This is a genomic window from Streptomyces sp. NPDC050988, assembly GCF_044456225.1.
Taxonomy (GTDB): domain Bacteria; phylum Actinomycetota; class Actinomycetes; order Streptomycetales; family Streptomycetaceae; genus Streptomyces.
In genome coordinates this window covers 383560-397564 of sequence record NZ_JBITFQ010000005.1, presented here as the reverse complement: position 1 = coordinate 397564, position 14005 = coordinate 383560, and the positions used below count along the sequence as shown (strand labels likewise).

The 14005-nt window shown below is 71.1% G+C and carries 12 protein-coding genes; 6 read left to right on the top strand and 6 right to left on the bottom strand.

Annotation, left to right across the window (positions count from 1 at the left end):
* Positions 1-9 precede the first annotated feature (9 nt).
* Complete coding sequence (locus ACIBEI_RS15535) at positions 10-1326, bottom strand: glycoside hydrolase family 26 protein (RefSeq protein WP_398888887.1); 1317 nt, start codon at positions 1324-1326, stop codon at positions 10-12.
* Between the two features lie 156 nt (positions 1327-1482).
* On the opposite strand from ACIBEI_RS15535, the gene ACIBEI_RS15530 reads away from it, so the two are divergent.
* Together ACIBEI_RS15530 and ACIBEI_RS15525 are read left to right on the top strand one after the other, a co-directional pair.
* Entirely contained in the window at positions 1483-2745 is a 1263-nt protein-coding gene (locus ACIBEI_RS15530; RefSeq protein WP_398888885.1) for an ATP-grasp domain-containing protein, read from the top strand.
* On the top strand, positions 2745-4004 hold the full coding sequence (locus tag ACIBEI_RS15525; protein WP_398888884.1) for an NAD(P)-binding domain-containing protein: 1260 nt from the start codon (positions 2745-2747) through the stop codon (positions 4002-4004). Before ACIBEI_RS15530 ends, ACIBEI_RS15525 begins: the two co-directional genes overlap by 1 nt.
* A gap of 41 nt (positions 4005-4045) precedes the next feature.
* Here the strand turns inward: ACIBEI_RS15525 and ACIBEI_RS15520 are convergent, their stop codons facing one another.
* The 3 genes from ACIBEI_RS15520 to ACIBEI_RS15510 form a co-directional block, all read right to left on the bottom strand.
* Positions 4046-5545, bottom strand: a complete 1500-nt coding sequence (locus ACIBEI_RS15520) for a chaplin family protein (RefSeq protein ID WP_398888882.1) — start codon at positions 5543-5545, stop codon at positions 4046-4048.
* Between the two features lie 103 nt (positions 5546-5648).
* Complete coding sequence (locus tag ACIBEI_RS15515) at positions 5649-5906, bottom strand: chaplin (protein WP_398888880.1); 258 nt, start codon at positions 5904-5906, stop codon at positions 5649-5651.
* 284 nt (positions 5907-6190) lie between these two features.
* Entirely contained in the window at positions 6191-6607 is a 417-nt protein-coding gene (locus ACIBEI_RS15510) for a rodlin (RefSeq protein WP_398888878.1), read from the bottom strand.
* A 251-nt stretch (positions 6608-6858) separates the two neighbouring features.
* Between ACIBEI_RS15510 and ACIBEI_RS15505 the strand changes: the two genes are divergently transcribed.
* Positions 6859-7272 (top strand): rodlin, encoded by a 414-nt coding sequence (locus tag ACIBEI_RS15505; RefSeq protein WP_398888876.1) that lies wholly within the window; start codon positions 6859-6861, stop codon positions 7270-7272.
* A gap of 203 nt (positions 7273-7475) precedes the next feature.
* The gene (locus ACIBEI_RS15500) at positions 7476-7886 is read left to right on the top strand and encodes a rodlin (RefSeq protein ID WP_359714415.1); all 411 of its coding nucleotides are present in this window, start codon (positions 7476-7478) and stop codon (positions 7884-7886) included.
* A 103-nt stretch (positions 7887-7989) separates the two neighbouring features.
* Here ACIBEI_RS15500 and ACIBEI_RS15495 read toward each other — a convergent pair whose 3' ends face one another.
* Together ACIBEI_RS15495 and ACIBEI_RS15490 are read right to left on the bottom strand one after the other, a co-directional pair.
* The gene (locus tag ACIBEI_RS15495) at positions 7990-9909 is read right to left on the bottom strand and encodes an AMP-dependent synthetase/ligase (RefSeq protein WP_398888874.1); all 1920 of its coding nucleotides are present in this window, start codon (positions 9907-9909) and stop codon (positions 7990-7992) included.
* Between the two features lie 140 nt (positions 9910-10049).
* On the bottom strand, positions 10050-10856 hold the full coding sequence (locus ACIBEI_RS15490) for an SDR family NAD(P)-dependent oxidoreductase (protein WP_398888872.1): 807 nt from the start codon (positions 10854-10856) through the stop codon (positions 10050-10052).
* A gap of 142 nt (positions 10857-10998) precedes the next feature.
* Here ACIBEI_RS15490 and ACIBEI_RS15485 point away from each other — a divergent pair, with 142 nt between their 5' ends.
* Together ACIBEI_RS15485 and ACIBEI_RS15480 are read left to right on the top strand one after the other, a co-directional pair.
* Entirely contained in the window at positions 10999-11583 is a 585-nt protein-coding gene (locus ACIBEI_RS15485) for a TetR/AcrR family transcriptional regulator (RefSeq protein WP_398888871.1), read from the top strand.
* A gap of 243 nt (positions 11584-11826) precedes the next feature.
* The gene (locus tag ACIBEI_RS15480) at positions 11827-13581 is read left to right on the top strand and encodes a hypothetical protein (RefSeq protein ID WP_398888869.1); all 1755 of its coding nucleotides are present in this window, start codon (positions 11827-11829) and stop codon (positions 13579-13581) included.
* Positions 13582-14005: the final 424 nt, after the last annotated feature.

Below are 14005 nucleotides of genomic sequence, written 5' to 3'. Positions count from 1 at the left end.
GATGCCCGCTCAGCGGTGGCGCGACCACCAGTCGAAGCGCAGGCAGAGCTTCCCGCCGAGCCAGTACTCGACCCAGTCGCCCAGCTCCAGCGGCGAGCAGTTGGGCGGGTTCGGCGGCGTCGGCTTGGGCACCGGGGTCGGTGCGGTCGGCTTCGGCGTCGGGTCGGTGGGCTTGGGCAGCGGGGTCGTGTCGGTGCGGCCGAAGAGCGCCGCCCGGTAGATCTCGGACGCCTTGGGGTTGTCCCCGCACTGCCACACGCCGTGCGGGCAGTAGTCGGTGAGCGTGTTGTACAGCGGCTTGTGCTCGTCCATCCAGGCGAGCATGCGCTTCATGTACGTCGGGTTGTCGCCGTTGCGGAAGAGCCCCCATTCCGGATAGGAGATCGGCTTTCCGTGGGCCTTCGCGAAGTCGACGTGCGCCTGAAGTCCGTAGGGCTCCGACACGGCCTCGTCGAATGACTGTCCGCGCGGCTGGTCGTACGAATCCATGCCGATGATGTCGACCGTGTCGTCGCCCGGATAGCACTGGGTCCAGGGAATGGCGTCCCGGCCGCGGTTCGGCGCGAAGTCGAACTTGAATTTCTGCCCCGGCACCGCCCGCATGGTGGTGACGATTCTGTTCCAGTACTTCTTCCAGGCCTCCGGGTCGGGCCCGCAGCGATGGGTGTACGTGATGCCGTTCATTTCCCAGCCGAGCACGATGACGGTGTCGGGCGCGTCCAGGTCGACGAGCCGCTCGGCCAGCCTGCGGAAGTGGTGGTCGAAGTCTCCGGCCGCGCCGCGGCGCAGCTGGAAGCGGACCTCGGCGTCGGAGACGTTCTCCTCGTTGCGCTCCAGCATGGGGACGTTGAGGACGAAGAGCCGGTCGTCCTCGTCCGCCCGCCAGTCCGCCCAGGTGTCCAGGAAGCCGGGCAGGCCCTCGATGTTGCTCCAGCGGTCGCCGGGCAGATATGTGTGCGCCACGCGCAGGTCGGCACCGCCCAGCCAGCGGCTGAGCTCGGAGATCCGGGCCACGCCACGGGGGCCGTAGTCCAGGTAGGCGCCGAAGGCGGGCCCCCCGGGTTCCTTCGAGGGCGTCGCGGTCGGAGTGGTCGAGTCGGCCGGGTCGGCCGCCGCGGGCGTGGCCGGGGTGACGGGCTGTCCCGGTGCCACGGGCGCCACGACGGCGGTGGGAACGGTCGGCGTCGGAGCCGGCGGATCCCCCACCCCCGCGCCCACGGCGTACCCCGGCCCAGAGGCGAGGGCGGCCGACGCGACGAGTCCGGCGGTGAGTGCGGCGGTGGCGTACACCAGCCGTCTGGTTCGGGTCCGTTGCAGTGGGGCCATGTCCGCTCCTCGCGTTCCTTTTCCACCGTCCACTGACACCCAGTCACATAAATGTGCAATGCGCCAACCGGGCCGGGCAATCGGAGAAATCCCCGATCACCCGCACGAGTGAGACATCAGAAGAGACAGCAGAAGAGACCTCAAGGAAATATGCCCATGTCGCCCTTCGACACCCGTGTTCCCGCCGTACTTCTGCGAATCGACCGGAATCCCTTTCACCACGGAACGCTCGGAGCCGTACGCTCCCTCGGCCGGGCCGGAATCGACGTGCACGTGGTCGCCGATTCCGCCGGAAGTCCGGTGCGCGGATCGCGCTTTGTCCACCGGATGCATCCGCCGCCCGCACCCGACGCCTCGCCCGCCGACATCGCGCTGGTGTTGCGCCGAGTGGCGGCCCGGGTGTCCCGTCCCGCCGTGCTGATCCCAATGGATGACGCGAGCGCGGTCGCGGTGGACCGGATGCGGGACGCCCTCGCACCCCGCTATCTGCTTCCCCTCTCCCCCGCCGGTCTCGCCGAACGCGTCGCCGACAAGGCCGAACTGGCCACCGTCTGCGAGGCCGCGGGCATCCCGCACCCGCCGACGCTCGTGCCCGACACCCCGGCACAAACGACCGCCGCGGTCCGGCGGCTCGGGCTGCCCGTCGTCGCGAAGTGGAGCCGCCCCTGGCTGCTGCCCCCGGGCACGGACCTGCGCAGCACGGCGGTGCTGCACTCGGCGCAGGAGGCCCGCACTCTGTGCCGCCGCGCCGAGGAGGCGGGCAGCGAGCTGCTCCTCCAGGCGTTCCTGCCGCCGGCGCCCGACCAGGACTGGTTCTTCCACGGGTACGTGGACCGGTCCGGGTCGGTGTGCGGCGGCGGCCCGGGCCGCAAGCTGCGCGCCTGGCCGCGCGGGGCGGGGCTGACCGCGGTGGGCCGCTGGACCCCGAACCCGACCGTGCAGGCGCTGACGGAACGGCTGATGTCCGCGCTCGGCTACCGCGGCATCTTCGACCTGGACTTCCGCCGCGACCACGCCACGGGCGCGTACCACCTGCTCGACTTCAATCCGCGGCCCGGCGCCCAGTTCCGGCTCTTCGCGGACGGGACGGGGCTCGACGTGGTGCGTGCGCTGCACCTGGATCTGACCCACCGTCCGCTGCCGCCGCCCGCCCCGCTGCCCGGCCGCACCTTCGTGGCGGAGAACTACGCGCCGCTCGCCGCGCTCGGCTCCGGCACCGAGCGGGCCTGGCACGCCCGGGACGATCTCGCGCCCGGCGCCGCCCTGTGGGCGCTGTGGTCCCGCCACGCGGTCCGCCGCGTGCTGCACCGCGCCCGCCGGGCGACCGCCGCACCGGCCGCCGGCACGCGGGTCGTCCGACAGACGGCCCGCCATGACGCCACCCCCCTGTCCGACGACGAGAAAGCGAGCAGCTGCTGATGTACGACCTGCTGGTGGTGGGGGCCGGCCCCTACGGTCTGTCCATCGCCTCCCACGCCGTGGCGGCCGGGCTGAGCCTGCGGGTGTTCGGCCGGCCCATGGCGTCCTGGCGCGACCACATGCCCCGCGGAATGTTCCTCAAGTCGGAGCCGTGGGCGTCCAGCCTCTCGGACCCCGAGGGCCGTCTGCGCCTGGACACCTACTGCGCGGAACAGGGCGTACGGGCCCGGCACGGGGAGCCCGTCCCGGTCGAGATGTTCGCCTCGTACGGACTGTGGTTCGCGCGGCACGCGGTCCCCGGGGTCGACGAGCGCATGGTGACCGGCGTCCACCCCTGCCTGGGCGGCTTCGAGGCGGTCGTCGAGGACGGCAGGACGGTCCGCGCGCGAACGGTCGTACTGGCGGTCGGCGTCCTGCCCTTCACCGAAGTACCCGCGGTCTTCGGCGAGTTGGGCCCCGAGCACGTCTCGCACAGCAGCGACCACGGCGATCTCGACCGCTTCCGCGGCAAGGACGTGACCGTCATCGGCGGCGGCCAGGCGGCCCTGGAGACGGCGGCCCTGCTCGCCGAACAGGGCACCCGCGTCCGGGTGATCGCCCGCGCCGGCGGACTCCGCTGGAACGACGTGCCCCCGCCCTGGGACCGCCCCTGGTGGCAGTCGGCCCGCGCCCCGCACAGCGGCCTGGGCTGCGGCTGGCGCAACTGGTTCTACGCCGAACGCCCCGACGTCTTCCGCGCTCTCCCCGAGTCCACCCGCACCCGGGTCGCCGCCACGGCACTGGGCCCCGCGGGCGCCTGGTGGGTCCGCGACCGGGTCGAAGGGGCCGTCGAGCTGCTGCTGGGCCAGGAGGTCGCGGCGGCCTACCCGGCCCAGGGCGCCGTACGCCTCGAAACACTGGGCCACTCCGGCGAGTTGAACTCCCTGGACACCGAACACGTCATCGCGGCCACGGGGTTCAGGGCGACCCGCGACCGCCTGGGCCTGCTGGCCGAGGACGTACGCGGGACCCTGGCCGTGTCACCCGACGGATCCCCTTGCGTGGGGCGGGAGTTCGAGTCCTCCTGCCCCGGCCTCTTCCTGGCGGGCTTGACCACGGCCTCCGCCTTCGGCCCCGCGATGCGCTTCGTCCACGGCGCCTCGTTCACGGCCCGGACCCTCGTACGAGGAGTGCGGCGCCGGCTGCGTACGGGGCCGGCCCGGGTGCCCGTGCCCAGCGCCCGGGAGCGGCGCGGGGTGCTCGGGGCGGCGGGTCACTGACCGTGCGGGTGCCGGGCGCGAGGCGTCCGGCACCCGACACGTCACCACTGCCGGGACGCGACCCGGCTTCGTCGGTACAGCACCGCTCCACCGATCAGCAGCCCCGCACTGGCGGCCGAGGCCGCGAACAGCTGGTCACTGCCGGTGTGCGCCAACTGCGGCGCCCTGACCCCCGGCCCCGGAGGGTTCGCGGCAGGCGGCACGGTCACCGGAGGACTCACGACCGGAGGTGTCGTGACAGGCGGACTCGTGACAGGCGGAATCGCGACCGGAGGTGCCGTGGTCGGCGGAGTCGTGACAGGCGGAGTCCTGGTCGGTGGTGCGGTGGTGGGAGGCGCCGTCGTCGGCGGGTTGGCCTTCGGCGGCGTGGTGGAGGGAGGCGTGGTGGTGGGAGGCGCGCTCGGCGGCTTCGTGGGCGGCGTGGTCGGGGGCTTGGCCGGTGGTGTTGTGGTCGGCGGCACGCTCGGGGGCCCGGCCGGCGGGGTGTCGTCGCCGTAGCCCTGCGGGCCGTTGTGCTGCGGGCCGTGACTCTGTGGACCATGACCCTGCGGGCCGTGGCTCTGTGGGCCGTGGCTCTGTGGACCGTTGTGCTGCGGACCATGCCCCTCCGGACCGCGGCCCTGCGGGCCGTTGTGCTGCGGGCCGTGACTCTGTGGACCATGACCCTGCGGGCCGTGGCTCTGTGGGCCGTGGCTCTGTGGGCCGTGGCTCTGTGGACCGTGACTCTGTGGACCGTTGTGCTGCGGACCATGCCCCTCCGGACCGCGGCCCTGCGGACCGTTGTGCTGCGGACCATGCCCCTGCGCGCCATTGTGCTGCGGACCATGACCCTGCGGACCATTGCGGTTCGCGCACTTGTTGCCGAACGCCGGGTTCAGCAGGGCGACCACGTCCACGGTGTTGCCGCACGCGTTCACCGGTACGTCCACCGGCGCATGGGTGTTGTTGCCCGATCCGACGCCGGGCGAGTTGTGCGCCCCGCCGTGCGCGGAGGAGCCACCGCCGTGCTGACCGGAACCACCACCGTGCCCGGGACCACCGTGATGGCCCGAGCCCTGGTGACCGGAACCGTGGCGGCCCGAGCCGTCACCGTGGTCCGAGCCGTAAGCGTCGTGCCGGCCGTAGTCAAAGTCCGAGCCATAGCCATAGTTCGAGCCGTAGCCATGATCCGAGCCGTAGCCATGGTCGGGGCCGTAGCCGTAGTCATAGCCGTCGCCCGGGCCATGACCGCTGTCCGAGTCGTAGCCGGACGGAGGGGCGTGCCTGGGTGTGTCCGGCTTCCTGTGTTTGCCCGTGCCCGGGGCACTGGCGCAGGAGTTGCCGAACGTCGGGTTGAGGCCGGCCGCGACGTCCACGGAGTTGCCGCACGCGTTCACCGGAACGGTCACCGGCGCCTGCACGCTGTTGCCGGACAGCACTCCGGGCGAGTCCGCTGCGACCCCGTTCGCGTTCGTGTCGGCGAACGCCTGGGGGGTGTACAGGGACATGAAGCTCGTCGCGGCGGCGGCCACGACCATTCCCCTGCTCAGGGTCTGTCGCAATCTCGTTGTCTTCTCTGCTGGTAGAAGTGGGAAAGCCGGCCTTGGCGCCGAAAGGCGGTCCAAGGCCGGCGTGACACAGCCGGTCGGCTGGTGCGTTACGACGTCAGTCGTTGACGCAGTGGTTGCCGAACGCCGGGTTCAGCAGACCGATCACGTTGATCGAGTTGCCGCACACGTTCACGGGGATGTGGACGGGAACCTGGACCACGTTGCCCGAGAGGACACCGGGCGACCCGACGGCCGCACCGTACGCCTCGGAGTCGGCGAAGGCCGGGGCGGCCATGCCCATGGCCATGATCGCGCCGGCTACGACGACGGCACTCTTCTTGTGCTTCACGTACTTCCCTTTCTCTGCGGTCATGCCCCTATGACGGCCGAAACCGGACGAGCCCAGCCTGAACGGCTCGCACCATGACCTGCGGGCTGTAGAACGAGGAGAAGGGGGCCGAAGAAACTACAGAAAGTGCGGTTCCCCGGTAATTCACCCGAACGCTCCGCGTGGATTCGACAGGGGAAACGTCACTGCCATAAGGGAGGACCAGCGGAGAACCGGCAGAAAACAAAAACAGAAAATAGTGTCAAAGAGCCCGGGTGCCCCCTGCGTGAAGAGCGAAGGGGCCGCCCGGGCAGCTCTGTGACGGTGGATCAGCTGCGGTCGGCGCCGTTGCCCGAGAGCACCGGGATATTGGAGAGGACGTGCGACACGGGCTCGTCACCCTTGGCCTGGGTGGAGTTCTCGGCGCACTGCTGGTTCTGCGGGGCCGAGAGGACCGGCACGTCCTGGAGGACGGTGACCGGCACGAAGATACCGATGAGCGAGGCCGCGTTGACCTTGGCAGGCAGGCCGACACAGAGCTTGTTCAGCGAGCCCTGGACCAGCGAGGCCTGGGGGCTCAGGTCACCGCCCGTCTTGGCGTTGCCGTACGCCTGCTCGGAGTGGTTGCCGTTGGCCGTGGTGACGCCGTCGTCGTTCCCGATGGCAAGCGCCTGGGGGGCTGCCGCCGCCGAGACGCCGACGACAGAAGCGGCGACCGCCGCCGTGGCCATTGCCTTCTTGAGCATTTCTCCGGTCCTTTCCTGGCAGAGACACATGTTCCTGCTTTCGCATCAACCGGAGGCGGCTCCATTGGTTTCGTACTGTCACCCGATTGGCCCGTTCGGCGGCCCGGAATTAACGGAATCCCTCGCGCGCGTGCGCCGTACAAACAGGCTTCCCAAATGGGCCATCGGAGTGAATCGGAGCAACTATGCGGGCCGGGGGCAGTTGTCCAGGTCGCTCCGGTGGACGGGGTTACTCCAGAAGGGACCAGCAAGTGATCAAGAAGGTTATGGCTGCAGCGGCGGTCGCCGCTTCCGTCGCCGGTGTTTCGGCTGCCGCCGCGCCCCAGGCGATGGCGATCGGCAACGACGGTGGCGTCACCACCGCCAATGGAAACCACGCCGCGCAGATCTACGGCAACCAGGCGACGTACGGGCACATGAGCCCGCAGATGGCGCTCATCCAGGGCTCGCTGAACAAGCCCTGCATCGGCCTGCCGGCCAAGGCCAACCTGGCCTCGCTCATCGGCCTCGTGCCGATCACCGTCGCCCAGGACGTGCCGATCCTGTCGGCCCCGCAGAACCAGCAGTGCACCGAGAACTCCACCCAGGCCAAGGGCGACGAGCCGCTCTCGCACATCCTCTCCAACATCCCGGTGCTCTCCGGCAACGGCGCCGACCGCAGCTGACCTGCCGCACCTCGCAGCGGATCGCCGGCCTCACGGCGGTCCGCTGCCCCTCTCACGTCCTCACGTCTTACGGCGGCGCGCGCAACTTCGGTCCCGAGGAACCCTGTGGGCCAATCGGGGCAAACCCCGCAACCGCACCGTCCACCGCACTGTTGATCGTTATGCGGCTCCGTAACGGGGCCATTCTCCGAAAGGGAACGAACATGAAGAAGCTGATGGCGACCGCGGCCATTGCCGCCTCTGTCGCCGGTCTGTCGGCCGCCGGCGCGCCCCAGGCGCTGGCCATCGGCAACGACGACGGCGTCACCACCGCCAACGGCAACGGCTCCGTCCAGAAGTACGGCAACCAGGCGACGCACGGCAAGATGAGCCCCCAGCTCTCGCTCGTGCAGGGCACGCTGAACAAGCCGTGTGTCGGTCTGCCGGTCAAGGCCAACCTGGCCTCGCTCATCGGCTTCGTGCCGATCACCGTCCTCCAGGACGTGCCGATCCTGTCGGCCCCGCAGAACCAGCAGTGCACCGAGAACTCCACCCAGGCCAAGGGCGACGAGCCCCTGTCGCACATCCTGGACAACATCCCGGTCCTGTCGGGCAACGGCGCCGACCGCAGCTGATCTCCGCAGCGGCGCGAACAGCGGGTCACCCCTCGTGGGTGGCCCGCTGTTCCCATGCCCGGCCCCGGCCGCCCGCCCGGCCTCCAGCCACCGTGCCCCGGCCTCAGTCTCCGTACAGCGCCTCGATCTCCTTCGCGTACGCGGCCGTCACCGCGTGGCGCTTGATCTTCAGGGACGGGGTGAGAAGACCGTTCTCCTCGGTGAACTCGCCTTCCACCAGGGCGAATTCGCGGATCGACTCGGCGCGGGAGACGGCCTGGTTCGCGTGGTCGACGACCTTCTGGACGTCGGCGCGTATCCGGGGATCGTCGACCAGCTCGGCGACGGGGGTGTCCGCCGGCATCCCGCGGACGTAGAGCCAGTGGGAGAGGTCCTCGCGGTCCAGGGTGATCAGGGCCGCGACATAGGGGCGGTTGTCGCCGACGACGACACACTGGCCGACCGGGGGGCGGCTGCGGAGACGGTCCTCCAGGACGGCCGGGGAGACGTTCTTGCCGCCGGAGGTGACGAGGATGTCCTTCTTGCGGCCGGTGATGGTGAGATAGCCGTCCTCATCGAGGTCACCGAGATCGCCGGTCGCGAGCCAGTCCTCGGTCAGGGCGGCGTCCGTGGCGGCCGGGTTGTTCCAGTAGGCGCCGAAGACGATGCCGCCCTTGATGAGGACCTCGCCGTCGTCGGCGATACGGATCGACGTGCCGGGGACGGGGAGGCCGACCGTGCCGGGGCGGGGGTTGAGGGGCGGCACGATCGTCGCGGCGGCGCTGGTCTCGGTCAGGCCGTAGCCCTCGTAGACGATGATGCCGGCGGCGTAGAAGAAGAGGTTGAGGTCGCGGTCGAGCGGGGAGCCGCCGCTGATGGCGTAGCGCGTGCGGCCGCCGAGTTCCCGGCGGATACGGCGGTAGACCAGCAGGTCGTACAGGGCCCAGGCGGCGTACAGGCCGGGGCCGGGGCCCTTGCCGCGGCCGAGGAAGCGGTCGAGGTGCGCCTCGCCGAAGCGGACGGCGACGCGGTGCGCGCGGTCGAAGGAGGCGGCGCGGCCGATCCGTTCGGCGGTGGCGCGGCCGGTGCCGTGGATCTTCTCGAAGAGGTACGGCACGCCGACCAGGAAGGTGGGCCGGAACTCCCTCAGCGCCGGGCGGAGTTCGTCGGGCTTGATGCTCGGGAAGTGGCCCAGTTCGATACGGGCCGTCAGACAGGCGATCTGGAGGGTGCGGCCCAGGATGTGGGCGAGCGGGAGGAAGAGGAGCGTCGAGGCGATCTGGCCAGTGACCGCCTTGAAGACGGGATGCAGCAGCTCGACCGTGTTCGCGGCCTCGGCGTGCAGGTTGGCGTGGGTGAGGACGCAGCCCTTGGGGCGGCCGGTGGTGCCGGAGGTGTAGCAGATCGTCGCGACGGTGTCGGGAGTCAGCGCGGCACGCCGCCGGGTGACCTCTTCCTCGGCGATACCGCCGCCCAGGACGGTCAGGTCGGAGATCGCTCCCCCGTCGATCTGCCACACATGCGGAGGATCGGGATGCTCGGCCGTACCGGTCGCGACCGCCGCAGCGTTCTCGGGGGTCTCGACCACGACGAAACGGGCGTCCGAGTCGCGGACGATCCACTCGATCTGCTCGGACGACGACGTGGGGTACACGGGTACGCTCCGGCCGCCCGCGGCCCAGATCGCGAAGTCGAGAAGTGTCCACTCGTAGCGCGTACGGGACATGACCGCGACGCGGCCGCCCGGTTCGAGGCCCGCCGCGACCAACCCCTTGGCGACGGCGGTGACTTCGCGGGCGAAGGCGGCGGCGGTCACCGGCTGCCAGGTGCCGTGCTCCCTGCGGCGCAGGACCACGGCGTCGGGGGCCTCGGCCGCGTTGGTGAAGGGCAGATCGGCGATGCTGCCGGTGGCGGCCTTCGGGGCGAGGGCCGGCATACGCGCCTCGCGGACGACTCCGTGGTGGTCCCTGGTGATCTCGACCTTGGTGCGGTCCGCCAGATCGGTGCGCTTCTTCGCCCGTTTCAGGTCCTTGCGTACGCCCATGACAGCTCCCGGTCGCGGCTCGCGTTACGCGGTGGCGCGTACTTACTTCCGGGTCAACTTACTCATGCGTAGGGGATTTTCAACCCGCTTGGAGATATCCCCCCGCCGGGCGGAACGTCCCGGCGGCCCCTGGGAAGGCCTCAGACGGCGACCCGCTCCCGCCCGGTCTCCGGCTCCAGGACCTTGCGGGTGACGCGCTCCGCCATGGCGGCCACCAGGGTGCGCGGGCGGCGCGGGGTGAGGTGGGCGCCCAGGGCGTTGCCGAGGCCCGGGGTGACGTAGGCGCGGTCGCGGTCGAGGGCGCGCAGGGCGGCCCGTACGACGGGTTCCGAGGTGGTGAAGGATCCCGTGACCGCGGCCTTGCGGGTGCCGATCGCCTCGAAGAAGCCGGTCTCCACCGGGCCCGGGCAGAGGGCCGTGACCTTGATGCCGCGACCGCGGTACTCCTGACGCAGGGCCAGGGAGAAGTTCAGGACGAACGTCTTGGTGGCGCTGTAGACCGCGAAGTACGGGCCCGGCTGGTAGCCCGCCGTGGAGCCGACGTTCAGGACCGCGCCCGAGCCGCGCTCCAGCATGCCGGGGACCAGGGCGTGGGTGAGGTCGACCAGGGCGACGACGTTGACCATCATCTCGTCGTGGTCGCGGCCCGGGTCGATGTCCTCGAAGCGGCCACAGGTGCCGAACCCGGCGTTGTTGACCAGCAGATCGACGGCGAGGCCCCGGGCGGCCAGGGCGTCCGAGACGCGCCGGGCCGCGTCCGGTTCGGCGAGGTCCTGGGGCAGCACGTGCGCCTGGACACCGTGGCGTACGCGGAGCCGGTCGGCCGCCTCTTCGAGGCGACCCTCGGAACGGGCGACGAGGACCACGTCGTGGCCACGCGCGGCGAGCTGGTCGGCGAACTCAGCGCCGAGCCCGGAGGAGGCGCCGGTGACGAGAGCGAGAGTCATGGTGGTTCCTTTCGCTTCAAGATGCACTATCCACTACACAATAGTAGCCACTTCCCATAGAACCGCAACAGCAATGTCGCAGATAACAGGGAAACCGCTGCCTTCACGTATCGTTTGACCCACGTCACCTCAGGAGGTCCCCATGGCCGAACCGGCCGTCCGGCGGCTGCGTGCCGACGCCGAGCGCAGTGTGCGCGTGATCCTGGAGGCGGCCGAGCGGGTGCTCGCCGCAGATCCCGGCGCGTCCATGGAGCAGATCGCGGAGGCGGCGGGGGTGGCGCGGACGACGGTGCACCGTCGGTTCGCCAGCCGGCAGGCGCTGATCGAGGCGCTCGCCGAGTCGGCCGTACGCCAGCTGGCCGAGGCCGTCGAGGACGGCCGCCCGGACACCGCGCCGCCGCTGGTCTCCCTGCATCGCATCACCGCCAACGTCCTGCGGATCAAGGGGGCTTGGAGCTATGCGCTGAGCCGTCCGGACGACGAGGGCGGGACCGCGGCGGCAGGCTGGGAACAGGTCGGAGCCCGCTGCCTCGAACTCCTCGGACGCGCACGGGACGAGGGTCTGCTCGACGCCTCCGTGGACCTGGAGTGGACACGGCGCGTCTACTACGCGCTCATCGGGGAGGCCTTGCACGGACCCCAGGCCCAGCAGGACCCCGATGCGCTGGCCACACTCGTCGTCGACACGTTGCTGCATGGCGCGGGGCGACGGTCCGGCACCAACTGACCTCTTCCTGAACCGACTTCCTTGCGAACCGAGTTCCTTCCGACCGGCCTCCGTCGAAGGGAACCCGTGGGCCCGCCCCCACCGCCGCATCCAGCCTGGGCGCCCTCACCGAGTTGTTCGCCGAGCGGCTGCTGCTGACGTGAAGTCAGTTCCCACTGGCTGGTCCCCCGTTCGGCCCACCGCGGACCACTTCCGGCCGCCTCCGGCGTCAAGCTCGACTTGACGGGGGCCGATGAACGGGACATGACGTCGACGCACTCCCCCGCGCACCCCTCGTACCCGAAGCCCCGCCCTCCCTCCTCCTCCCCCTCTCCCTCCGTGTCGCCGCTGCCCGGGCCGGGGCAGCGGGCGGTGTGGGCGGACCGGGCCCGGGTGGCGGTGTGGCTCGGGCCCGCGCTCGTGGTGGCGTACGCCGGGTTCCAGCGGCGGTGGATGTCCGACGACGCCTACATCTACGTACGGACCGTGCGGCAGGTGCTTGCGGGGAACGGGCCCGTGTTCAACGCGGGTGAGCGGGTCGAGTCGTCGACCGGGACCCTGTGGCAGTGGCTGCTCGTGGCGGCCGGGACGGCCGGGGTGGATCCGGTGTCGGCGGCGGTGCTCGGGGGACTGCTGCTGACCGCGGCCGGCTTCGCGCTCGCGGGGCTCGGGGCGCTGCGGACGTACGGCGGCCGGGCGGCCGTGCCGCTGGGGTCGCTGGTACTGCTCGGGCTGCCGCCCGTATGGGACTTCGCCACCTCCGGTCTTGAGACGGGACTCGCGACGTGCTGGATCGCGGGAGCGTGGCTGACACTGATCACACGGCCCTCCTCCCTCCTGACCTCGGCGGTCATCGGGCTCGGACCACTCGTCCGGCCCGACCTCGGGCTCGTTTCGGTCGTCTTCCTCGGCGCGCAGTGGCTGCTCGTACGGCCGTCATGGCGGGGCACGCTCGCGGGTGCGGGGGCGGCGGGCGCGCTGCCGGCCGCGTACGAGGTGTTCCGGACCGGGTACTACGGGCATCTGGTGCCGCTGCCCGCCGTGACGAAGGAGGCCTCGCAGAGTCTGTGGGGGCGGGGCCTCGGGTATCTCGGGGACTTCGCGCATCCCTATCTGCTGTGGGTGCCCGCGCTCTTCGTGGCGGCGGCGGTGCTGCCCGCGCGCGGCGGGCTCGCCGAACGCGGGGTCGCGCGGCTCGTCCCCGTGCTCGCGCCCGTCGTCGCGGGACTGCTGTGCTGGCTGTACGTCATCAAGGTCGGCGGTGACTTCATGCACGGGCGGATGCTGCTGCCGGGGCTTCTGCTGATGCTGCTGCCCGTCTTCGTGATGCCGGTGACACGGGTGGGCGCGCTGGCGGCGGTCGGGGTCGGCCTGTGGGCGGTGGTGTGCGCGGGGTGGCTGCGGATTCCGTACGGCGGGCAGATCGGGCCGGCGGGGATCGCGGACGAGCGCGGGGTGTACGTCCGCCACAACGCCGATCCGCATCCGGTGCGGCACACCTTCGTGGGGGCCCCGCACCACATGGAGTACGCGCGGAAGGTGTGGGCGGCGCGGTATTCCGGGGCGCCGGCCCTGTTGTTCGGCAAGGAGGGGCGGGTGGCGGCGCCGGTGGGGCCTGGCGCTCCTTCCATGACGGCCAGCTATGTGGTGCTGGGGCTCAACGGGTCGGTCGTACCGCTGGACGGGGCCGCGCTCGATCCGATCGGGCTGGCCTATCCGCTGGCCGCGCACTCCGAGCGGGTCGGTGGCGGACGGGTCGGACACGACAAGCGGCTGCCTGCCGCTTGGCTTGCCGCGGATCGGGGTGTGGCGGGGGATGTTCCCGGCTGGGTCGACCCTTCCGAGGTTGCCGCCGCTCGGCGTGCCCTGCGGTGCGGGGCGCTTGCCGAGTTGAACTCGGCGGCTCGGGGGGCGCTGACGCCGGGTCGTTTCCTGCGCAACATCGGCGGAGCTTGGGAACGTACGGGGTTTCGTTTCCCGAATGATCCTGTGCGGGCGGAGAGGGAACTGTGCGGGTGAGTGGGGGCTGGTCGCGCAGTTCCCCGCGCCCCTAAAAGCCACAAGATTGCGCCGTTCCCCGCGCCCCTTGAAGACGTGGCTGAGGCCGGGTGCGTACGTGCGGGTGCGTCGTGGCTGATCGCGCAGTTCCCCGCGCCCCTAAAAGCCAAAAGCCAAAAGATTGCGCAGTTCCCCGCGCCCCTGGGGGATGGGGGCTTGCGGCCGTTCGTCGGCTGCCGGCCCGGTGGGGGCTGAGCGCGCAGTTCCCCGCGCCCCTGAAGGGGCCCGCCCCCACCCTCCGGCAGTCGCCCTCCGGCCGAAGGGGTCGTGTCGGGGTTTCCGATCGCAGCACGACCTCTGATGGGCAACCAAAAGGTGCTGGATGACACAGCTGCGATCGGATGCCCCGTCGCGGCCCCGACCCGGCAACAGACGGCTGGCGCGT